Annotated in this window: 14 protein-coding genes and 2 tRNA genes; 12 read left to right on the top strand and 4 right to left on the bottom strand. The window is 59.7% G+C overall.

Annotated elements, in window-relative coordinates:
- The first annotated feature begins 11 nt into the window (after positions 1 to 11).
- The 10 genes from D882_RS0103740 to D882_RS0103695 all read left to right on the top strand — a co-directional run bounded on the left by D882_RS0103740 (position 12) and on the right by D882_RS0103695 (position 13,024).
- Complete coding sequence (locus tag D882_RS0103740; protein ID WP_371258934.1) at positions 12 to 1,424, top strand: N-acetylmuramoyl-L-alanine amidase; 1,413 nt, start codon at positions 12 to 14, stop codon at positions 1,422 to 1,424.
- Positions 1,421 to 3,331, top strand: a complete 1,911-nt coding sequence (gene mutL / locus D882_RS0103735) for a DNA mismatch repair endonuclease MutL (RefSeq protein WP_027921986.1) — start codon at positions 1,421 to 1,423, stop codon at positions 3,329 to 3,331. The genes D882_RS0103740 and mutL overlap by 4 nt, the downstream gene beginning before the upstream one ends.
- On the top strand, positions 3,331 to 4,302 hold the full coding sequence (gene miaA / locus D882_RS0103730; RefSeq protein WP_027921985.1) for a tRNA (adenosine(37)-N6)-dimethylallyltransferase MiaA: 972 nt from the start codon (positions 3,331 to 3,333) through the stop codon (positions 4,300 to 4,302). Before mutL ends, miaA begins: the two co-directional genes overlap by 1 nt.
- A gap of 93 nt (positions 4,303 to 4,395) precedes the next feature.
- Positions 4,396 to 4,656 carry an RNA chaperone Hfq gene (hfq, locus tag D882_RS0103725; RefSeq protein ID WP_007902656.1) on the top strand — a complete coding sequence of 87 codons (261 nt, stop codon included), beginning with the start codon at positions 4,396 to 4,398 and terminating at the stop codon, positions 4,654 to 4,656.
- A 12-nt stretch (positions 4,657 to 4,668) separates the two neighbouring features.
- Positions 4,669 to 5,970: a ribosome rescue GTPase HflX gene (hflX, locus tag D882_RS0103720; RefSeq protein WP_027921984.1), complete on the top strand. Its 1,302-nt coding sequence runs from the start codon at positions 4,669 to 4,671 to the stop codon at positions 5,968 to 5,970.
- 96 nt (positions 5,971 to 6,066) lie between these two features.
- Positions 6,067 to 7,239 carry an FtsH protease activity modulator HflK gene (gene hflK, locus D882_RS0103715; protein ID WP_027921983.1) on the top strand — a complete coding sequence of 391 codons (1,173 nt, stop codon included), beginning with the start codon at positions 6,067 to 6,069 and terminating at the stop codon, positions 7,237 to 7,239.
- A complete protein-coding gene (gene hflC, locus D882_RS0103710; RefSeq protein WP_027921982.1) occupies positions 7,239 to 8,108 on the top strand; it encodes a protease modulator HflC in 870 nt (289 codons plus the stop codon). The genes hflK and hflC overlap by 1 nt, the downstream gene beginning before the upstream one ends.
- Before the next feature lie 299 nt (positions 8,109 to 8,407).
- Positions 8,408 to 9,595: an ATP phosphoribosyltransferase regulatory subunit gene (locus D882_RS0103705; protein ID WP_027921981.1), complete on the top strand. Its 1,188-nt coding sequence runs from the start codon at positions 8,408 to 8,410 to the stop codon at positions 9,593 to 9,595.
- A 54-nt stretch (positions 9,596 to 9,649) separates the two neighbouring features.
- Positions 9,650 to 10,939: an adenylosuccinate synthase gene (locus tag D882_RS0103700; protein WP_027921980.1), complete on the top strand. Its 1,290-nt coding sequence runs from the start codon at positions 9,650 to 9,652 to the stop codon at positions 10,937 to 10,939.
- Between the two features lie 150 nt (positions 10,940 to 11,089).
- The gene (locus D882_RS0103695; RefSeq protein ID WP_027921979.1) at positions 11,090 to 13,024 is read left to right on the top strand and encodes a methyl-accepting chemotaxis protein; all 1,935 of its coding nucleotides are present in this window, start codon (positions 11,090 to 11,092) and stop codon (positions 13,022 to 13,024) included.
- A 121-nt stretch (positions 13,025 to 13,145) separates the two neighbouring features.
- Here the strand turns inward: D882_RS0103695 and D882_RS0103690 are convergent, their stop codons facing one another.
- From D882_RS0103690 to D882_RS0103675, 4 genes are all read right to left on the bottom strand, one after another.
- Positions 13,146 to 14,711 carry an iron ABC transporter permease gene (locus D882_RS0103690; RefSeq protein WP_027921978.1) on the bottom strand — a complete coding sequence of 522 codons (1,566 nt, stop codon included), beginning with the start codon at positions 14,709 to 14,711 and terminating at the stop codon, positions 13,146 to 13,148.
- Positions 14,711 to 15,721 carry an extracellular solute-binding protein gene (locus D882_RS0103685; RefSeq protein ID WP_027921977.1) on the bottom strand — a complete coding sequence of 337 codons (1,011 nt, stop codon included), beginning with the start codon at positions 15,719 to 15,721 and terminating at the stop codon, positions 14,711 to 14,713. Before D882_RS0103685 ends, D882_RS0103690 begins: the two co-directional genes overlap by 1 nt.
- Positions 15,722 to 15,979: 258 nt before the next feature.
- Positions 15,980 to 16,066 (bottom strand) — tRNA-Leu (locus D882_RS0103680).
- Between the two features lie 167 nt (positions 16,067 to 16,233).
- Positions 16,234 to 16,320, bottom strand: a tRNA-Leu gene (locus D882_RS0103675).
- Between the two features lie 226 nt (positions 16,321 to 16,546).
- Here D882_RS0103675 and rnr point away from each other — a divergent pair.
- Together rnr and rlmB are read left to right on the top strand one after the other, a co-directional pair.
- Positions 16,547 to 19,177 (top strand): ribonuclease R, encoded by a 2,631-nt coding sequence (gene rnr, locus D882_RS0103670; protein ID WP_027921976.1) that lies wholly within the window; start codon positions 16,547 to 16,549, stop codon positions 19,175 to 19,177.
- A complete protein-coding gene (gene rlmB / locus D882_RS0103665) occupies positions 19,174 to 19,941 on the top strand; it encodes a 23S rRNA (guanosine(2251)-2'-O)-methyltransferase RlmB (RefSeq protein WP_027921975.1) in 768 nt (255 codons plus the stop codon). Before rnr ends, rlmB begins: the two co-directional genes overlap by 4 nt.
- Positions 19,942 to 19,960: the final 19 nt, after the last annotated feature.

The following is a 19,960-nucleotide window of genomic DNA, read 5'->3' as shown; positions in this document are numbered from 1 at the left end:
GCTTTCGCGCGATGGTAGCTGCCGTAGGGTTGTTGTTTTTGGCGGTGACCGTCGACGCTGTGGCCGACGCAAAGGTCAACAGTGTTCGCCTGTGGCGGGCGCCGGACAACACACGGCTGGTGTTCGACCTGACCGGGCCGGTGCAACACAGCGTGTTCACCCTTACCGCTCCGGATCGGCTGGTGATCGACATCAATGGTGCAACGCTCGGCGCGCCGTTGAACGTCAACACTTCCAATACCCCTATCACCGCCATGCGCTCGGCTCAACGCACGCCGACTGACCTGCGGGTGGTGATCGACCTGAAAAAGGCCGTGACCCCGAAAAGTTTCTCCCTGGCGCCAAACGCCCAGTACGGCAACCGGTTGGTGGTCGACCTGTTTGATAACGCTGCCGATGCCGCGCCGTCGCCAGCCCCGACTCCGACACCGACCCCTTCGGTCGCCACGATGCCGGCAGTGCCCGTCACGCCGGTTGAGCCTGCGATCAAACTTCCTCCTGCACCTCCTGGCAAACGCGACATCCTCGTGGTGATCGACGCCGGCCACGGCGGTGAAGACCCGGGTGCTTCAGGCTCCCGCGGTCAGAAGGAAAAAGACGTGGTATTGGCCATCGCCCGTGAACTGCAGCGTCAGGTCAATGGCATGAAAGGCTTCCGCGCCGAACTGACCCGTACGGGCGACTACTTCATTCCGCTGCGCGGCCGAACCGAAATCGCCCGTAAGAAAGGCGCCGACCTGTTCGTTTCGATCCACGCCGACGCCGCGCCGTCGGCCGCTGCCTTCGGTGCGTCGGTGTTCGCCCTGTCTGATCGCGGCGCGACTTCGGAAACGGCCCGCTGGCTGGCGGACAGTGAAAACCGCTCTGACCTGATCGGTGGTGCTGGCAACGTCAGCCTTGATGACAAGGACCGCATGCTCGCGGGCGTGCTGCTTGACCTGTCGATGACCGCGTCGCTGACGTCCAGCCTGAACGTTGGCCAGAAAGTCCTGAGCAACATCGGACGGGTTACGCCACTGCACAAGCAGCGTGTGGAACAAGCCGGGTTCATGGTGCTGAAGTCGCCAGATATCCCGTCGATCCTGGTGGAAACCGGGTTCATCTCCAACTCTAACGAAGCGTCCAAACTGGCCTCCTCGAATCACCAGCAGGCGCTGGCGCGTTCGATCAGCAGCGGCGTGCGGCAGTTCTTCCAGCAAAACCCGCCACCGGGCACTTACATTGCCTGGCTGCGCGACTCCGGAAAAATCGTTCAAGGCCCGCGTGATCACCGGGTCAGCCCGGGTGAGACCCTGGCGATGATTGCCGTGCGCTATCAGGTGTCGCCTGCCACGCTGCGCAGCGTCAACAAGCTGCCCAGTGATGAGCTGAAGGTCGGTCAGCACCTGACCATTCCAGGCACCGAGTTGGCGGCCAAAGAATGAATCAGGTCGTGATCAACAGCGCTCGCATCGAGCTGCTCAGCCCGCGACTGGCGAACCAGATTGCCGCCGGCGAGGTGGTCGAGCGCCCGGCTTCGGTGATCAAGGAGCTGCTGGAAAACAGCCTCGACTCCGGCGCCAAGCGCATCGATGTCGATGTCGAGCAGGGCGGCGTCAAGCTATTGCGCGTGCGCGACGATGGCAGCGGCATTTCTGCCGATGACCTGCCGTTGGCGCTGGCGCGACACGCCACCAGCAAGATCCGCAATCTGGAAGACCTCGAACAGGTCATGAGCCTCGGGTTTCGCGGTGAAGCACTGGCATCGATCAGCTCCGTGGCGCGCCTGACGCTGACGTCCCGCACTCGCGATGCCGATCAGGCCTGGCAGGTCGAAACCGAAGGCCGGGACATGGCGCCGCGCGTGCAGCCGGCCGCCCATCCGGTGGGCACCTCGGTGGAAGTGCGGGACTTGTTCTTCAACACCCCGGCGCGTCGCAAGTTTCTCAAGACTGAAAAAACCGAATTCGATCACCTGCAAGAAGTGATCAAGCGCCTGGCGCTGGCACGCTTCGATGTCGCGTTCCACCTGCGCCATAACGGCAAGACCATCCTCAGCCTGCACGAAGCCCATGACGACGCGGCCCGCGCCCGGCGTGTGGCGGCGATTTGCGGTTCGGGGTTCCTCGAGCAGGCGCTGCCGATCGAAATCGAGCGCAATGGCCTGCATTTATGGGGCTGGGTCGGCTTGCCGACGTTCAACCGCAGCCAGGCAGACTTGCAGTATTTCTTCGTGAATGGCCGCGCAGTTCGCGACAAACTGGTGGCCCACGCGGTGCGCCAGGCCTATCGCGATGTGCTGTTCAATGGCCGGCATCCGACGTTCGTGCTGTTTTTCGAAGTGGATCCGGCGGGTGTCGACGTCAACGTGCACCCGACCAAGCACGAAGTTCGCTTCCGTGACGGGCGCATGGTTCACGATTTCCTTTACGGCACCTTGCACCGCGCCTTGGGCGATGTGCGTCCCGAGGATCATCTGGCCGCACCGGTGGTGACGGCCGTCGTGCGTCCAACCGGGCTCGATGCCGGCGAATTCGGTCCGCAGGGCGAAATGCGTCTGGCGGCCAATGCGCTGCTGGAGCAACCTCAGGCGCAACCGTCGTTCAATACCCCGGCCGGGTCGGGCGCTGGCGCCGGTTATCAATATCAATACACGCCACGGCCACAATCCGGCGTACCGGTTGCTGAAGCCCAGGCGGCGTACCGTGAATTCTTTGCGCCATTGCCCGAGGCCAACGCGGTCGCGCTGCCAGCCGGGCAGGACGATATTCCGCCGCTGGGTTACGCCCTGGCGCAGCTCAAAGGCATCTACATCCTGGCGGAAAATGCCCAAGGGCTGGTGCTGGTGGACATGCACGCGGCTCACGAGCGGATCATGTACGAGCGCCTGAAAATCGCCATGGCCAGCGAAGGCCTGAGCGGCCAGCCGCTGCTGGTACCGGAATCCCTGGCTGTCAGTCAGCGTGAAGCCGATTGCGCCGAAGAGCACGCGGCGTTGTTCCAGCGTCTGGGTTTTGAATTGCAGCGTCTGGGACCTGAATCCCTGGCCATTCGGCAAATCCCGGCCTTGCTCAAGCAGGCGGAAGCCAATCGACTGGTCAGTGATGTCTTGGCGGACCTGATGGAATACGGCACCAGCGACCGGATTCAGGCACATCTGAATGAGTTGCTCGGGACGATGGCTTGCCACGGCGCGGTTCGTGCGAATCGGCGCCTGGCGATCCCGGAAATGAACGGTCTGCTGCGCGACATGGAAAACACCGAGCGCAGCGGTCAATGCAACCATGGCCGACCGACCTGGACCCAATTGGGCCTGGACGATCTGGACAAACTGTTCTTGCGCGGTCGTTGATGAGCCAGCTTCCTCCAGCGATTTTCCTGATGGGCCCGACCGCTGCGGGCAAGACCGACCTGGCCATCGAGCTGACCAAGGTTCTGCCCTGCGAGCTGATCAGTGTCGATTCGGCGCTGGTCTATCGGGGCATGGACATCGGCACCGCCAAGCCTTCGAAAGAAATCCTGGCCGAATTCCCGCACCGTTTGATCGACATTCTCGACCCGGCCGAGAGCTATTCGGCCGCCGATTTTCGTCGTGATGCCCTGGCGGCGATGGCCGAGATCACCGCGCGGGGAAAAATCCCGCTGCTGGTGGGCGGCACAATGCTCTATTACAAGGCTTTGGTCGAAGGTCTGGCGGACATGCCAGCGGCCGATCCCGATGTTCGGGCGCAGATCGAGGAAGAGGCTGCACGCCTTGGCTGGCAAGCGCTGCACGAACAATTGGCGTTAATTGACCCTGAGTCTGCCGCGCGTATTCATCCAAACGATCCGCAGCGACTCAGTCGGGCGCTGGAAGTTTATCGCGTCAGCGGTCAGAGCATGACCGAGCTGCGGCTGAAACAATCTGTGCAAAGTACCGAAGCAGCCGCTTCGGGACTGCAACAATTGCCCTATACTGTCGCGAACTTGGCCATTGCTCCTGCAAATCGCCAGGTACTGCACGAGCGAATTAAACAAAGATTCACGAATATGTTGGAACAGGGATTCATTGACGAGGTCGTAGCCCTGCGTAAGAGAAGTGACCTGCATTCCGGGTTGCCGTCTATACGTGCGGTAGGCTACCGACAAGTTTGGGATTACCTGGATGGCAAGCTGACGCAAGCCGAGATGCAGGAACGTGGAATCATTGCCACGCGCCAATTGGCAAAGCGTCAGTTCACCTGGCTGCGCAGTTGGGCTGATTTACACTGGCTGGACAGTCTCGATTGCGACAATCTGCCGCGCGCCTTGAAATACTTGGGGACCATCTCCATATTGAGCTGAGTCCTTGCAATTGCCGTCTATCCTTGGGGGTGTGGCGGCTAAAGCCATCTGTTTACCTATTTTTTATATTGAATCCTTAAAGGAGTGCGGCACATGTCAAAAGGGCATTCGCTACAAGACCCTTACTTGAATACTTTACGTAAAGAGAAAGTTGGGGTGTCTATCTACCTGGTCAACGGGATCAAACTGCAAGGCACGATCGAGTCTTTCGACCAGTTCGTTATCCTGCTGAAAAACACCGTTAGCCAAATGGTTTACAAACACGCTATCTCGACAGTGGTGCCGGTTCGTCCAATTCGTCTGCCAAGCGCAACCGAATCCGAAGCAGGTGACGCTGAGCCAGGTAACGCCTGATAGGAGTCTCCTTTGTTCTTTGAGCGCCACGGTGGTGGTGAGCGAGTCATCCTCGTTCACTTGGATGGACAGGACCCTGAGGCGCGCGAAGATCCGCAGGAGTTTCAGGAACTGGCTAATTCGGCGGGCGCCGAGACCGTTGCGTTTTTTAACGTGCCGCGTCATCGGCCAACCGCCAAATTCCTCATTGGCAGTGGCAAGGTCGAGGAACTGCGCGACCTGGTCAAGGCCGAAGAGGCTGATCTGGTGATCTTCAATCACATCCTCACGCCCAGTCAGGAACGTAACCTCGAACGTGTTTTCGAGTGTCGCGTGATCGACCGCACCGGTCTGATTCTTGATATTTTCGCCCAACGCGCTCGTACCCATGAAGGCAAGCTCCAGGTAGAACTGGCTCAGCTTGACCACATGAGCACCCGCCTGGTTCGTGGCTGGACTCACCTTGAGCGCCAAGGTGGCGGTATCGGCATGCGTGGCCCGGGTGAAACCCAACTCGAAACCGACCGCCGTTTGCTGCGGGTTCGCCTGCGACAGATCAAGGGCCGGCTGGAGAAAGTGCGCAGCCAGCGCGAACAGTCGCGACGTGGTCGTATGCGTGCGGATATCCCTACCGTTTCGCTGGTGGGGTATACCAACGCCGGTAAATCCACGCTCTTCAATAACGTGACGAAATCCGACGTTTACGCGGCTGACCAATTGTTTGCCACGCTGGACCCGACCCTGCGCCGTCTCGATCTGGACGACCTGGGGCCGATTGTCCTGGCGGACACTGTAGGTTTCATTCGCCACTTGCCCCACAAGCTGGTCGAGGCATTTCGGTCTACTCTCGAAGAGTCGAGCAATTCCGACCTGTTGTTGCACGTGATCGATGCGGCCGAACCGGATCGCATGTTGCAGATCGAGCAGGTGATGGTGGTGCTGGGCGAGATTGGTGCCCAGGACTTGCCGATACTCGAGGTGTATAACAAACTCGATTTGCTTGAGGGCGTTGAGCCACAAATCCAGCGCGACGAAAGCGGTAAACCCCTGCGGGTCTGGCTGTCGGCGCGTGATGGCACGGGTCTGGAATTGCTTGAGCAAGCCATTGCCGAGTTGCTTGGCAGTGATTTGTTTATCGGTACCTTGCGCTTGCCGCAACGCTTCGCTCGACTGCGTGCGCAGTTTTTCGAACTTGGCGCGGTGCAGAAAGAAGAACACGACGAAGAAGGCACCAGCTTGCTGGCCGTTCGCTTGCCACGGATCGAGTTGAATCGATTGGTGAGTCGCGAAGGTTTGCAGCCGAATGACTTCATCGAGCAACACACTTTGCAATAAAAGCCTGAGAAAGCGGTTGTGTCGTGGTGACAGGCATTCTGTAGCATTGGTCGGCGCGCCGTGGGTGCGTCTTTGCTTTATCAGATGGAGAGCGCTATGGCTTGGAATGAGCCGGGTGGCAACTCGAATAATCAGGATCCTTGGGGTGGCAAGCGCCGCAATAACGGCGACCGCAAGGGACCACCGGATCTCGACGAGGCCTTCCGAAAGCTGCAGGAAAGCCTGAACGGGTTGTTCGGTGGTGGTAAGAAACGTGGTGATGACGGCGGTGGTTCGGGCAAGAGCGGCGGCTTCGGTGGCATTCTTGGCATCGGCCTTGTCGTGCTGGCGGCCGTTTGGCTGTACAGCGCGGTCTACGTTGTCGACGAGCAGGAGCAAGCCGTGGTGCTGCGCTTCGGCAAGTACTACGAAACCGTCGGCCCGGGCCTGAACATCTATTTCCCGCCGATCGATCGCAAGTACCTGGAAAACGTCACGCGTGAGCGTGCCTACACCAAGCAGGGTCAAATGCTGACTGAAGACGAAAACATCGTCGAAGTGCCACTGACCGTGCAGTACAAGATCAGCAACCTGCAGGACTTCGTGCTGAACGTTGATCAACCGGAAATCAGCCTGCAGCACGCGACCGAAAGTGCCTTGCGCCATGTGGTGGGTTCCACTGCGATGGACCAGGTGCTGACCGAAGGTCGTGAGTTGATGGCCAGCGAAATCAAGGAGCGTCTGCAACGCTTCATGGATACCTATCGCACCGGCATCACCATTACACAGGTCAACGTACAGAGCGCAGCCGCACCGCGTGAAGTACAGGAAGCTTTCGATGACGTGATCCGCGCCCGTGAAGACGAGCAGCGTTCGCGTAACCAGGCTGAAACCTATGCCAACGGCGTCGTGCCGGAAGCCCGTGGTCAGGCCCAGCGCATCATCGAAGATGCCAACGGCTACCGTGACGAAACGGTCTCGCGCGCCAAGGGTGAGGCCGATCGCTTCACCAAACTGGTTGCCGAGTATCGCAAGGCTCCTGAAGTCACCCGCGAGCGTCTGTACCTGGACACCATGCAGGAAGTCTTCAGCAACACCAGCAAGGTTCTCGTGACCGGCAACAAGAATGGCCAGAGCAATCTGCTGTACTTGCCGCTGGACAAGATGGTCGAAAGTGGTCGCAACACCAGCGCTCCGGTGACCAGTGCAGCAACCACCAGCAATGAAGCGAATGCGCGTGCAGCAGCTGATCTGCAGCAACAGCAAGCACGTACCAGGGAGAGTCGCTGATGAGCAATAAATCGCTGATCGCCCTTATTGTCGGCGTCGTCGTGGCGATCGCTGCCTGGAACTGCTTCTACATCGTGGCTCAGACCGAGCGTGCGGTGTTGCTGCAGTTCGGTCGTGTGGTCCAGGCCGATGTTCAGCCGGGCCTGCATGTGAAAGTGCCTTACGTTAACCAGGTGCGTAAATTCGACGCACGCCTGATGACGCTGGATGCACCGACGCAACGCTTCCTGACGCTGGAAAAGAAAGCCGTCATGGTGGATGCCTACGCCAAGTGGCGGGTGAAAGATGCCGAGCGCTTCTACACCGCAACGTCTGGCCTCAAGCAAATTGCCGACGAGCGTCTTTCCCGTCGTCTGGAGTCGGGCCTGCGTGACCAGTTTGGTAAGCGCACGCTGCACGAAGTGGTGTCCGGTGAGCGCGATGCGCTGATGACCGACATCACGGCTTCGCTGAACAAGATGGCCGAAAAAGAGCTGGGTATCGAAGTGGTCGATGTTCGGGTCAAGGCTATCGATCTGCCGAAAGAAGTGAACCGCAGTGTGTTCGAGCGCATGAGCTCCGAGCGTGAGCGTGAAGCTCGCGAGCACCGCGCCAAGGGTAACGAACTGGCCGAAGGTATTCGTGCCGACGCCGATCGTCAGCGCCGCGTGTTGCTGGCTGAAGCCTATCGTGAATCTGAAGAGGTTCGTGGTGACGGTGATGCCCAGGCCTCTGCGATCTACTCCAAGGCCTACGGCCAGGATCAGGAGTTCTATGGTTTCTACCGTAGCCTGCGTGCCTACCGTGAAAGCTTCGCGAACAAATCCGACGTCATGGTCCTGGACCCAAGCAGCGACTTCTTCCGTTACCTGGAAAAAGCCAAGCCTTGATACTGCGTTGACCTGAATCATCCCCCGCCTGGCGGCTAAAGCCTCGGGCGGGGTGATCCTTTGGGAAAACGTGTGTATGATGCGGCAGCCGGGAAATTCCCGGCTTTTTTGCGTCTGCACGTTTGATTGCTGTTTTTATGCAGGCTCAACAGGTTTTTCGAGGAAAGTGGTTGGCGAAGCCGGTTTAAGGCTTTTCGCCATGTCGTTCATGCGCGTGGTTTGCGTACGAGCCGACCATTTTCTGCTTCACTCAAGGCTCGCCCGAGGGCTTGCCGCCCGGATCATAGGGGAATGGCGTAATGGCAACGGTAGACCGCTGGCTGCTGCCAGATGGCATCGAAGAAGTACTGCCACCAGAAGCGGCGCGCATTGAAGTTGCGCGTCGTCAGGTGTTGGATCTGTTCCAGAGCTGGGGTTACGAGTTTGTCGTGACTCCCCATATCGAGTACCTGGAATCCCTGCTGACCGGCGCGGGCTCTGACCTCGACCTGCGTACCTTCAAGGTCATCGACCCGCAATCGGGCCGGCAGATGGGTTTCCGCGCCGACATCACGCCGCAAGTGGCGCGCATTGATGCGCACACCCTGCGTCGTGAAGGGCCGAGCCGTCTGTGCTATGCCGGTAGCGTGCTGCACGCTCAGCCTCGCGCCTTGTCGTCCTCGCGCAGCCCGATCCAGTTGGGTGCCGAGTTGTACGGCGATGCCAGCCCGAGCAGCGACGTGGAAGTCATCAGCCTGATGTTGGCTATGCTGCAACTGGCCGATGTGCCGGATGTACACATGGACCTCGGTCATGTAGGCATCTACCGTGGCCTGGCCCGCGCCGCCGGTTTGTCCGGTGAAGTCGAGCAACAATTGTTCGACGCGTTGCAACGCAAGGCCATCGACGAGGTCATTACCTTGACCGAAGGCCTGCCTGCCGATTTGTCCGGCATGCTGCGCGCGTTGGTTGATTTGTGTGGCGGCCGTGAAGTGTTGAGCGCTGCCCGCGAGCGTCTGGCGAGTGCGCCGGCGCCTGTTCTGGCGGCTCTGGACGACTTGCTGGCAATTGCCGAGCGTCTGTCCGTGCGTTTCCCGGATCTGCCGCTGTACTTCGACCTTGGCGAGTTGCGCGGTTACCACTACCACACCGGTGTGGTGTTCGCGGTGTTCGTGCCGGGTGTTGGCCAGTCCATTGCCCAAGGCGGTCGTTACGACGACATCGGCGCCGACTTCGGTCGCGCACGTCCGGCCACCGGCTTCTCTACCGACTTGAAAACCCTGGTGACCCTGGGGCGTGCTGAGATCGAGCTACCGTCTGGCGGTATCTGGATGCCTGACAGTACGGATGCGGCACTCTGGCAGCAGGTTTGCCAGTTGCGCAGTGAGGGTCAGCGTGTCGTTCAGGCATTGCCTGGGCAACCTTTGGCCGCCGCCCGTGAAGCGGACTGCGACCGGCAATTGATTCAGCAGAACGGGCTTTGGCAAGTATTGCCGCTGGCTTCTTGAGTTTTCCCGCCGGCGGCTGCCGGCACCAAGTTTGCGCGAATGAGGACAAGTGTTATGGGTAAGAATGTCGTAGTCCTGGGCACCCAATGGGGTGATGAGGGCAAAGGCAAGATCGTTGATCTGCTGACCGAACATGCTGCCGCCGTAGTGCGCTACCAGGGTGGCCACAACGCGGGTCACACGCTGGTGATCGACGGCGAGAAAACCGTCTTGCACCTGATCCCGTCGGGCGTGTTGCGCGAAGGCGTGCAGTGCCTGATCGGTAACGGCGTGGTGGTTGCACCTGACGCCCTGCTGCGCGAGATCACCAAGCTGGAAGAGAAAGGCGTACCGGTGCGCGAGCGCCTGCGTATCAGCCCGTCCTGCCCGCTGATCCTGTCCTTCCACGTGGCGCTGGACCAGGCCCGTGAAAAGGCCCGTGGCGAGCTGAAGATCGGTACCACTGGTCGCGGCATCGGCCCGGCGTACGAAGACAAGGTTGCACGTCGTGGCCTGCGCGTTGGCGACCTGCTCAACATGCCGCGCTTCGAAGACAAGCTGCGTGAACTGGTGGATTACCACAACTTCATGCTGGTGGGTTACTACAAAGAGCCTGCCATCGAGTTCGAAAAGACGCTGGCCGAGTGCAAGGAATATGCAGAGCTGCTCAAGCCGTTGATGCTGGACGTGACGGCCGAGCTGCACGACCTGCGCCGCGCCGGCAAAGACATCATGTTCGAAGGCGCCCAGGGTTCGTTGCTGGACATCGACCACGGCACCTATCCGTACGTGACCAGCTCCAACACCACCGCCGGTGGCGTGGCGACCGGTTCGGGCGTAGGTCCGATGTTCCTGGATTACATCCTGGGCATCACCAAGGCTTACACCACTCGCGTAGGTTCGGGCCCATTCCCGACTGAGCTGTTTGATGAAGTGGGTGCGCACCTGGCCAAACAAGGTCACGAGTTCGGTGCTACCACCGGCCGTGCCCGTCGTTGCGGCTGGTTCGACGCCGTTATCCTGCGTCGCGCAATCGATGTGAACAGCATCTCGGGCATCTGCCTGACCAAGCTGGACGTACTCGACGGCCTGGAAACCATCAACATCTGCGTCGGCTACAAAGATGCGCAGGGCAACGCCGTTGCTCCGACCGACGCAGACAGCTACGTAGGCCTTCAGCCTGTGTACGAAGAAGTGCCGGGCTGGACCGAATCGACCGTGGGTGCCAAAACCCTGGAAGAGCTGCCAGCTAACGCTCGTGCCTACATCAAACGCGTTGAAGAGTTGATCGGCGCGCCGATCGACATTATTTCGACGGGCCCGGACCGCAACGAAACCATCGTTCTGCGTCATCCGTTTGCTTGATAAGTCATTGAAGTGAAACACAAAGGGTCCTTAATAGGACCCTTTGTCGTTTATGCCTCTTGGACGGCATGACCTTTGCTGTGATGTTGAATAAAAGCATCGCTTCCAGCGCGCCATCAATTTAATGGCGCCAAAGCAGAGGGATTTTAAGTGTCGGCAGTTCTCTCATTGTTACAAAGCCGTTTGTTGCGGCCCGTGTTCGTTACCCTCGGTATCGCCCTTTTGGTGCAAGTGCTGGTGGCTGTTGCTCTGACCCGGAGCACAGTGACTGCATTGGAAGCCGATCTGGGTGTGCGCCTGGGGGTCGACAGTCAAAAGCTCTCTGGCGAACTTGAGCAGGCAGGGCGTGAAGTCACGTCGAGCCTCGACAACCTATCGACCAGCACGCGTCAGCGCCTTACGGCCGGTTTGTCCTCGCGTTTGAAGGATGAGCAGGCTCAGTTGCGTGCGACGCTGGAAAAAGACCTGAAGGACTCCGCCAATGATATGGCGCAGCTCTTGGCCTCGGTCGCCCCCCGCGCGATGTGGGACAGTGACGTTCCAACCTTGTCCGAATTCGCCCGCCGGGCCCAGCGCAATCCCAATGTGTTGTTCGTGGTGTATGACGATGCGACCGGGCAGCATCTGACGCGCTACCTCAATCGTGAAAACCCGATCAACAAGGCCCTCCTTGAAAAAGGCCAGGGCGAGCGAGCGCTCGACAAAGTGCTGGATGCGGCGAAGAACGATCCTTCGGTTTATTACCTCGAAGCCTCGATCAATCCCAATGGTGTGGAAATCGGCAAGGTAATAATGGGGGTCTCCACCGCGTCAGTGGAAACCGACCTCGCGGCCCTGGACAAGCGTTTCTCGGCGCTGATTGCCAGCAGCGATCAACTGGTGGGCGACAGCCTCAAAGGCGCGGCCGCCGACAGTGCCGCGGCGATGGGTGCACGTTTGCAGTCGGCGCAGTCCACGGCGTCTGAAATGAAAGCCAACACCACCGGTACCGTACAGGAAGCTGCCGCGACCTTGCGCTGGCGCATTGGTCTGGGTCTGGCGCTGGTCGGTTGCGGCGTGCTGTTGTTGCTGGCCGTGGTGCTGGGGCGGCGCGTGGTCAATCGCTTGAAGATGCTGATCAGCGCCATGGATGATCTGGCGGCTGGCGAGGGTGACCTGACCAAGCGTGTGCAGATCAACAGCAAGGACGAAATCGGCGACATGGCGTCGGCGGTCAATCGCTTTGTGGATAAGTTGCAGCCGATCGTGCGTGAAGCCGGCGATGTGGCCCAGCGTACCGGCGTGGAAATCGGTGCCATGACCCTGCGTAATGCCGGAGCTGACAAGGCCGCCGGAATGCAGCGCGATGAAGTGGCTGAGAGCCTGCGAGCGTTGTCGCAAATGGCCGATGAAGCCCAATCTGAAAGTCATGCCATGCAGGCAGCTTTGCAACAGGTGGTGGACATTCGTTCGGCCACGGATGAAAACACCCGGACCTCGGCGAAAGTCGGCAGCTTGATCGAGGCGCTGGCCGGGCAGGTCGACACCGGGGCGAAAGTCATCGAACGACTGGCGCAACAGAGTGAACAGATCGAAGTGGTACTGACGGTGATTCACGGGATCGCGGAGCAAACCAATTTGTTGGCACTGAACGCGGCCATCGAAGCGGCGCGTGCGGGCGAGACCGGTCGCGGATTTGCCGTGGTCGCTGACGAAGTGCGGGCACTGGCGAGCAAGACTCAGAGTTCGACCGGCGACATTCAGGCGCACATCGTTGCCTTGCAGCAAGGTGCGCGCGAAGCGGTGGCGGCAATTGGTCAAGCCGGGCGTCAGGCCAGTGAAGGTTTGCTGGTGCTGCGCGACAGTGCGCGGTTGCAGCAGTCGGTGCAGGAATCGGTCGAGCAGGTGCATGCGGCGATTGGCCTGGCGACTCAGGCAGCGGCGCATCAGGCGCAAGGTGCGCAGGCGGTGCGGGGGCGGGTTGAAACCATTCATGCGCAGGCCGAGAAAGCGGCTCAGGCAGTGGTGGAGACCACGGCCAGCGGCAAGGTGCTGGATGGGTTGGCGGCGCAGTTGAAGGCGAGTCTGGGGCAGTTCAGGGCGTAATCGGTTGTCCGGACTGGCCCCTTCGCGAGCAGGCTCGCTCCCTCATTTGATCTCTGGTGTTCACGTAGTGTGAGTTCACAGTAGATCCAGTGTGGGAGTGAGCCTGCTTGCGAAGGCGCTCTCAACGGCTCAGATACATCCGAGTCGTGAGTAGATAAACCGGCACCCCCGACACCACTATCAACAACGCCGCATAAGGCGCCGCCGCCGCAAACTCCACATTCGCGGTATGCGCCCACACCTCTGTTGCCAGTGTGTTGAGCCCGGTGGGACTCAATAGCAATGTCGCCGTCAGCTCCTTCATCGCATCCAGAAACACCAGCGCAAACGCCGCCCCCAGCGCCGGGAAAATTATCGGCAGCGTGATCCGGCAAAACGCACTGAACGACGTAGCCCCGAGTGTGCGTGCAGCCTCTTCCAGTTGCGGTGCAGCCTTGTTCAGAGCCGTTCGAATCGGCGCCTGAGCCAACGGCAGAAACAACAACGCATAAGCGATCAGCAGCAAGGCGGACGTCTGGTACAGCACCGGCACATAGTGCAGGGCGAAATACACTAGTGTCAGCGCAATCACCAGGCCGGGCAACGCATGCAGCAGATACGGCAGTCGCTCGGCCCAGATCGCCAGTGGGCCTTTGTAACGCACCACCAGCAAGCCCACTGGCACGGCCAGCACCAGGCAAAGCGCTGCGCCACCGAGGGAGAGTGCCAGCGATGAGAGCAGCGCTTCGCCGATGGCGGCGACCGGAAATGCGGCTGAGGAGCCGACCGCCAGCCAATACCCCAGCATTCCCAGTGGAATGCCACTGCCGATGATCGCCAGCGCCAGGCAGTAAAGCTGTCCGATGCCCGCCCAGGGCCCCAATCGAACCTGTTCCGCATGCCGCGCCGCACCCTGGCCGGTACGAACATGTCGGCCCTTGCCGCGAACCCGCAGCTCCAGCCATAACAACGCCAGGCACAGCGCCAGCAACACCGCTGACAGCATCGCTGCATTGGCATTGCTGAATTCCAGTTCGAACTGCTGATAAATCGCCGTGGTAAAGGTTTGCAAGCCGATGATCGACAGCGCGCCGAACTCCACCAGCATGTGCAGTGCGATCAGCAGTGAGCCCGCCAGCAACGATGGCCAGAGCAGCGGCAACGTGATTCTGAAAAACACGCCCCAGCGATTCTGTCCGAGTGTCCGGGCAGATTCTTCAAGAGAGGGGTCAAGATTGCGCAAGGTCGCCGCGACCGGCAGAAAGATCAGCGGGTACTTGGACAGCGTCATCACCAAAATCGCCCCGCCCAAACCTTCAAAGTGAGCGCTCAGCGAAACCCAGGTAAAACTGCTGACAAACGCCGGAACGGCGAACGGCAAACAGAGGATGACGCCCCACAATCGCCGCCCCGGCAGATTGCTGCGTTCCAGCAGCCAGGCCAGTGACAGGCCGATTAAGGCGCAGGCTAGCGTTACCCCGGCCATCAGCGCCAGCGTATTGCGCAGCAACCCAAACACATAAGGTCGCCACAGCAGGTGCAATGCTTCGGCCCAGCCGGCTTGCCAGGCTTTTAGGCCGACATACATCAGCGGCAACAGACTGAGCACAACCAGCAGCAGGACTGGCAGTAATAGCCAGATCGACGGCCGTTGGCGCCGAGGCACGTACACCCCGCGTGAGGCGGGGGAGGCTGGCGAAGCGCTCATCAGTTCAAGCCAACGTCGCGTTCCAGGTCCAGGGCTTGTTCGGCGTTACCCAGATCGGCCGGTGTGACATTGGGTGCTTGCAGTTCGCTGAACGGCTTGAGGCCACGATCCGATTCCATACCTTTGTGCAGCGGGTATTCGGCGGTGGTTTGAGTGATCACGCGCTGGCCTTCTTCGCTCGCCATGTAGGCCAGAAACGCCTGGGCTTCTTTTGCGTGTTTGCTGGATTTGAGCACGGCTGCGCTGGAAACGGTGATCAGCCCGCCGACGTCGCCGCCGGTGAAGTAATGCAGTTTCGAGTCCAGTTGGCCTTTCTCGCGTTGCAGGGCGAACCAGTAATAGTTGTTAACCAGAACCGTGGCGACTTCACCATTTTCCACAGCCTTCAGGGCGACCATGTTGTTGCTGTAAGTCTTGCCGAACGCGCGCAGGCCGGTCAGCCACTCTTCGGCTGCGTCCATGCCGTGCACTTTGATGATCGCGACCGCTTGTTCCTGGAAAGCGCCACTGGTGGGCACGAAGCCGACCTTGCCTTGCCATTTTGGATTGGAGAACTCCATCACCGATTTCGGCAGGTCCTTCTCCTCGATCAGCTTGGGATTGAATGCCACCACCCGGACCCTGGCGGTAATGCCGATCCAGGTGCCGTTGCCTGCAACATAATCCTTGGGCAAAACCGCCAGCGTGGCGTCGTCGGTCTTGGCCAGGAAACCTTGCTCGCCGAGTTTGTTCAGTGGCGGTGATTCTTCGGTGTAGATTACGTCGGCAGGGGAGCGGTCACCTTCTTCCATGATCTGGCTGGCGAGCTGGTTACTGCTGCCTTTGCGCACATTCACATGAATGCCGGTCTTGGCTTCGAAAGCCTTGGCGATGGCGTCGCCGACTTCCTTGTGTTGACCATTATAGAGCGTCAGGGAAACCGGATCGGCCGCCTGGGTGAGGGGGGTGGCGAGTACCAGGCCGAGCAGGGTGAAGGTCAGGCCGCGGCGTAGGGTATTTCGAAACATCATTCGCAGGGTTCCTCACTGTCGCATTGCAAAAACTTGCAACAATGATAAACGATATTGTTTCTCAAGTGCGCCTTGCTGGGTCGGGAAGTGCCAGCTAGAGCGGCGGACCCAACACCTGCAGCAGCCGAACGCAGGCTTCGCCAGCTGCTACAAGGTCATGTGTTTCTTGAGGGGGGACAGGTTTTCGGATGCCAGAAACGCAAAAACCCGCTTTCGCGGGTTTTTGTGAAATTCAAGGTCGTAACCTTGAATTTGAATTGGTGCCCAGAAGAAGACTCGAACTTCCACGACCTTGCGGTCACCAGCACCTGAAGCTGGCGTGTCTACCAATTTCACCATCTGGGCATTTATCTTCAGCGTTGCCGCTGTTGATGTGGCGCACTATACGGAGAGCGTTTTGATCTGTAAACCCCTGATTTAGATTTAATAAATCAGAAGCTTGGAATGCAAAAAACCCGCTTTCGCGGGTTTTTGTGTGAGCCTTGAAATTGATCTAATCTCAAGCTCGAAATTGGTGCCCAGAAGAAGACTCGAACTTCCACGACCTTGCGGTCACCAGCACCTGAAGCTGGCGTGTCTACCAATTTCACCATCTGGGCAGTATCGGCAGCGCGTCTGCGTCGTCGATGGCGCGCACTATACGGAGCGTCTTTTTAACTGTAAACCCCCGACATCAAAAAAACCTGGAAAATTTCGCCAGTGGTCTTTAAATCAGCGTTGCGATGTCGATAAAGGGCTTTAGAAGGGCTGTCATAGCTTGAAATTTCCCGTTTCATTACGCCTATGCCAAACTAACCCGCATATAGACAAGGTGAAAACTCTCTAATGGCCGATTGGCAGTCCCTCGATCCCGAGGCCGCTCGTGAAGCGGAAAAATACGAAAACCCTATTCCTAGCCGCGAACTGATCCTTCAGCACCTTGCTGATCGAGGTTCGCCTGCTAACCGCGAGCAGCTGGTCGAAGAGTTTGGTCTGACCACGGAAGACCAGATCGAAGCCCTGCGTCGCCGTCTGCGCGCCATGGAGCGCGACGCTCAACTCATCTATACCCGTCGCGGCACTTATGCGCCGGTGGACAAGCTCGACCTGATCCTGGGCCGCATCAGCGGTCACCGTGACGGTTTCGGCTTCCTGGTCCCGGACGACGGCAGTGACGACCTGTTCATGAGCCCGGCGCAAATGCGCCTGGTCTTTGACGGCGACCGTGCCCTGGCCCGCGTTTCCGGCCTCGACCGTCGCGGTCGCCGTGAAGGCATGATCGTCGAAGTGGTTTCCCGTGCTCACGAAACCATCGTCGGTCGTTACTTCGAAGAAGGCGGCATTGGTTTCGTCGTTGCGGATAACCCGAAGATCCAGCAAGAAGTGCTGGTCACGCCGGGACGAAACGCCAACGCCCAGATCGGTCAGTTCGTCGAAGTGAAGATCACTCACTGGCCGACACCACGCTTCCAGCCGCAAGGCGACGTGGTCGAAGTCGTGGGCAACTACATGGCGCCGGGCATGGAAATCGATGTCGCCCTGCGCACCTACGACATTCCTCACGTCTGGCCTGAAGCGGTCTTGAAAGAAGCCGCCAAGCTCAAGCCGGAAGTCGAAGAGAAAGACAAAGAGAAGCGCATCGACCTGCGCCATCTGCCGTTCGTAACTATCGACGGTGAAGATGCACGCGACTTCGATGACGCGGTTTACTGCGAGTCCAAGCCGGGCAAGCTGCGCCTGTTCTCCGGTGGCTGGAAGTTGTACGTGGCGATCGCCGACGTTTCCAGCTACGTGAAGATCGGTTCGGCCCTGGACAACGAATCCCAGGTTCGCGGCAACTCGGTGTACTTCCCCGAGCGCGTCGTGCCGATGCTGCCTGAGCAGCTGTCCAACGGCCTGTGCTCGCTGAACCCGCACGTCGACCGTCTGGCCATGGTTTGCGAGATGACCATCTCCAAGTCCGGCGAAATGACCGACTATTGCTTCTATGAAGCAGTGATTCACTCCCACGCCCGCCTGACCTACAACAAGGTCAGTGCGATGCTGGAAACGCCGAAACTCACCGAGGCGCGTCAGCTTCGCGGCGAGTACAACGACGTTCTGCCGCACCTCAAGCAGCTTTATGCGCTGTACAAAGTGCTGCTGGCCGCTCGTCACGTGCGTGGCGCGATCGATTTCGAAACGCAGGAAACCCGGATCATCTTCGGGACCGAGCGCAAAATTGCCGAGATCCGTCCGACCGTTCGTAACGATGCTCACAAGCTGATCGAGGAATGTATGCTGGCGGCCAACGTGGCCACTGCTGAATTCCTGAAAAAGCACGAAATCCCGGCGCTGTACCGCGTCCACGATGGTCCGCCACCGGAGCGTCTGGAAAAACTGCGCGCCTTCCTCGGCGAGCTCGGCCTGTCCCTGCACAAAGGCAAGGACGGCCCCTCGCCGAAGGACTACCAGGCCTTGCTGGCAAGCATCAAGGACCGTCCGGATTTCCATCTGATCCAGACCGTTATGCTGCGTTCGTTGAGCCAGGCGGTGTACAGCGCTGACAACCAGGGCCACTTTGGCCTGAATTATGAAGCCTATACCCACTTTACCTCGCCGATCCGCCGCTACCCGGACTTGCTCACGCACCGGGCGATCCGCAGTGTGATCCATTCCAAGCAGGACACCCCGCACGTTCGCCGTGCTGGCGCGATGACCATTCCGAAAGCGCGGATTTATCCGTACGACGAAGCGGCGCTGGAGCAGCTCGGCGAGCAGTGCTCGATGAGCGAACGCCGCGCCGACGAAGCGACCCGCGATGTGGTGAACTGGCTCAAGTGCGAGTTCATGAAAGACCGCGTGGGCGAATCGTTCCCGGGTGTGATCACCGCCGTGACCGGTTTTGGCCTGTTCGTCGAACTGACCGATATCTACGTCGAAGGCCTGGTGCACGTCACCGCGCTGCCGGGCGATTACTACCACTTCGATCCGGTTCACCACCGTTTGGCGGGTGAACGTACCGGTCGCAGCTTCCGCCTGGGCGACACCGTTGAAGTGCGCGTCATGCGTGTTGACCTCGACGAGCGCAAGATCGACTTCGAGATGGCTGAAAAAACCATCAGCGCGCCGATTGGCCGCAAGAAGCGCGGAACCGAAACAACCGCTCCAGCGGCTAAAACCGCCGCAGAACCGGCACCGGCAAAAACCGGTCGTCGTCCTGCCAAGGAAAAGGCTGTCGAAGCCTATCGTCCAAGCGATGCTGCGGCAAAAAACGCCGAGCTGCGTAAAAGCCGTGAAATGAAACAGGCGTTGCTGTCTGAAGCGAAAAGCGGCGGTAAAGCGGCGTCTGGGGGAAAGACCGGACGGTCGGCGCCTGACAAGGCCCCCGGCGGCAAGCCAGCAAAACCGAGCAAACATCGTAAAGGCCCGCCAAAAGCGGGTGCTGCTCCAGCCGGAAGAAGCGGCGGGGCGCGTAAACCTAAGGCTAAACCATGAGTCAGTTGGAAAAGATCTACGGCGTGCATGCGGTAGAAGCATTGCTGCGCCACCACCCGAAACGCGTCAAGCAAATCTGGCTGGCCGAAGGCCGCAGTGATCCGCGCGTGCAAACGCTGATCCAGCTCGCCGCCGAAAACCGCGTTGCGGTCGGCAATGCCGAGCGTCGCGAGCTGGATGCGTGGGTTGAGGGCGTGCACCAAGGCGTGGTGGCGGACGTGAGTCCGAGCCAGGTCTGGGGTGAGGCAATGCTCGACGAGCTGCTGGATCGTACCGAAGGCGCACCGCTGTTGCTGGTGCTCGACGGCGTGACCGATCCGCACAACCTCGGCGCCTGCCTGCGTTCGGCTGATGCGGCCGGTGCGCTGGCAGTGATCGTACCCAAGGACAAATCAGCGACGCTGACCCCAACGGTGCGTAAAGTGGCTTGTGGTGCGGCGGAAGTGATTCCGTTGGTCGCCGTGACCAACCTGGCGCGCACCCTGGAAAAGCTCAAACAGCGTGGTTTGTGGGTTGTCGGAACGGCGGGTGAAGCTGAGCAGAGCCTGTATCAGCAAGACATGACTGGCCCGACCATCTTGATCATGGGCGCAGAAGGCAGCGGCATGCGTCGCCTGACCCGCGATCTTTGTGACTACCTGGTGCACTTGCCGATGACGGGCAGCGTCAGCAGTCTCAACGTCTCCGTGGCGACGGGCGTCTGCCTGTTCGAAGCCCAGCGTCAGCGCAGCGTCAAGGCTGCCGGGACCGCCAAAAAGTCCTGATCTGCTGCAAATCCCCTGT

Origin of the sequence: Pseudomonas sp. URMO17WK12:I12 (assembly GCF_000514395.1) — a bacterium.
GTDB classification, from domain to species: Bacteria; Pseudomonadota; Gammaproteobacteria; order Pseudomonadales; family Pseudomonadaceae; genus Aquipseudomonas; species Aquipseudomonas mucoides.
This window is presented reverse-complemented; position numbering and strand designations above follow the sequence as displayed.

Bases quoted from the DNA above. Each gene is read 5' to 3' on its own strand.
- D882_RS0103740 (WP_371258934.1), top strand. From the start codon at position 12: ATGGTAGCTGCCGTAGGGTTGTTGTTTTTGGCGGTGACCGTCGACGCT.
- mutL (WP_027921986.1), top strand. From the start codon at position 1,421: ATGAATCAGGTCGTGATCAACAGCGCTCGCATCGAGCTGCTCAGCCCG.
- miaA (WP_027921985.1), top strand. From the start codon at position 3,331: ATGAGCCAGCTTCCTCCAGCGATTTTCCTGATGGGCCCGACCGCTGCG.
- hfq (WP_007902656.1), top strand. From the start codon at position 4,396: ATGTCAAAAGGGCATTCGCTACAAGACCCTTACTTGAATACTTTACGT.
- hflK (WP_027921983.1), top strand. From the start codon at position 6,067: ATGGCTTGGAATGAGCCGGGTGGCAACTCGAATAATCAGGATCCTTGG.
- hflC (WP_027921982.1), top strand. From the start codon at position 7,239: ATGAGCAATAAATCGCTGATCGCCCTTATTGTCGGCGTCGTCGTGGCG.
- D882_RS0103705 (WP_027921981.1), top strand. From the start codon at position 8,408: ATGGCAACGGTAGACCGCTGGCTGCTGCCAGATGGCATCGAAGAAGTA.
- D882_RS0103700 (WP_027921980.1), top strand. From the start codon at position 9,650: ATGGGTAAGAATGTCGTAGTCCTGGGCACCCAATGGGGTGATGAGGGC.
- D882_RS0103690 (WP_027921978.1), bottom strand. From the start codon at position 14,711: ATGAGCGCTTCGCCAGCCTCCCCCGCCTCACGCGGGGTGTACGTGCCT.
- D882_RS0103685 (WP_027921977.1), bottom strand. From the start codon at position 15,721: ATGATGTTTCGAAATACCCTACGCCGCGGCCTGACCTTCACCCTGCTC.
- rnr (WP_027921976.1), top strand. From the start codon at position 16,547: ATGGCCGATTGGCAGTCCCTCGATCCCGAGGCCGCTCGTGAAGCGGAA.
- rlmB (WP_027921975.1), top strand. From the start codon at position 19,174: ATGAGTCAGTTGGAAAAGATCTACGGCGTGCATGCGGTAGAAGCATTG.